This is a genomic window from Heliobacterium chlorum (genome assembly GCF_014502795.1).
Lineage (GTDB): Bacteria > Bacillota > Desulfitobacteriia > Heliobacteriales > Heliobacteriaceae > Heliobacterium > Heliobacterium chlorum.
Genome location: NZ_JACVHF010000098.1, coordinates 1 through 1232 on the forward strand (window position 1 = coordinate 1; position 1232 = coordinate 1232).

General features: G+C 48.3%; 1 protein-coding gene. It reads right to left on the reverse strand.

Translation table 11 applies throughout. The features are described from left to right. Positions 1-1103 (reverse strand): DnaB-like helicase C-terminal domain-containing protein (locus tag H1S01_RS22815; protein WP_188042163.1); only part of this gene is annotated, 1103 nt, incomplete at its 3' end. Positions 1104-1232: the final 129 nt, after the last annotated feature.

Sequence of the window (1232 nt, forward strand, 5' to 3'; positions counted from 1 at the left end):
TGGATAACGGCTATCGTCTCCGAGTAATCGGTCAGTTTTGGCGGCTTTACAATTCGGTAACCATCATCGTCCGTTTTCCGTTTCTCTTTTTCAGCTGACCCTGGTGTTTGGTGCACAACCAATCCGGCCACCTCATATCGCCCAAATAATTGGCGCAGTCGTCGCGATGTGTAGGACATGGAATCCCGCATCTTGCCTTTACCATGGTTCATTAAATTAAAGCCATCGATGATGACCATTTTTACATTCGGATTCATTTGTAGATCGGCTTCGATGGACTCTACGGATAAACCGTCCGGCAAATCTTCCATCGTCTTTATCACATAGGGAGATAAGGACATTTCGGGAGAAAATGCGCTTAGATACGAGAAATACTGTGATTCATTTTCCAACAGCCCTCGGCGGAGTTTTACGTTATCAAACTTGCCCATCAGCGTGTCTAGGCGTAACGCTTGTTGTCGCTTAGACAGTTCTGGCGAATAATGCAGGACCCCAAACTGGTTCTCCCACGCCGACAGCCCGACGTGTGAAGCCAACCAGGACTTCCCCCGATTGGTAAAGGCCATGAGCAAGATATAGTCGCCAATCTCGAATCCCCCACCCAATGCCTCGGTTAGCGATGGGTACGGCGTTGGGATATAGGATCGCGATCGGCGTTCCTTCGCTTGGTCATACCACTGCTTCCGCTCTTCCCCGTTCACGGCAAAATTAGTGCCCACGTCAAAGCAAACCAACGTGGTGGCTTCAATACGTAGGGTTTCTTCCTTGAGCCATTGAATAAACTTGTCCCCTGTCAACTCACTAAACTTCTTTGCCGCTTGATGTTGCAGCAATTCAAAGGCTTGTCGCTTGGCTGTTTGCGCTTTGAGACGGGTACAGAGATATTTGAAGGAATCCTGCACCTCGGGGATGTAGTCGAACTGCTCAAATTGAGCCACGACCGTCCGATAGTCCGGGGTATCCTTGTTTTCTCGAACATACTCTCGGATGAACAGATAAACCTCGCCCAGAGTCGGAAAATCGGTACCGTCAACATTGAAACGATCCAACACAGTAAAGGCGTTTTCGTCAATCACTTTAGAAAGAAGCTGAGCCTCCTGCATTCCGCCCATCCTTCCATATTGATTTGTTAGTTTTTAGAGGTTCAAGCCACCCCCTTTCTTTTTTGAAGGACTTGCCGAATAAACTCTACACCTTTGGGTGATACCAACGTGCGACTTCTCGTCATCCAT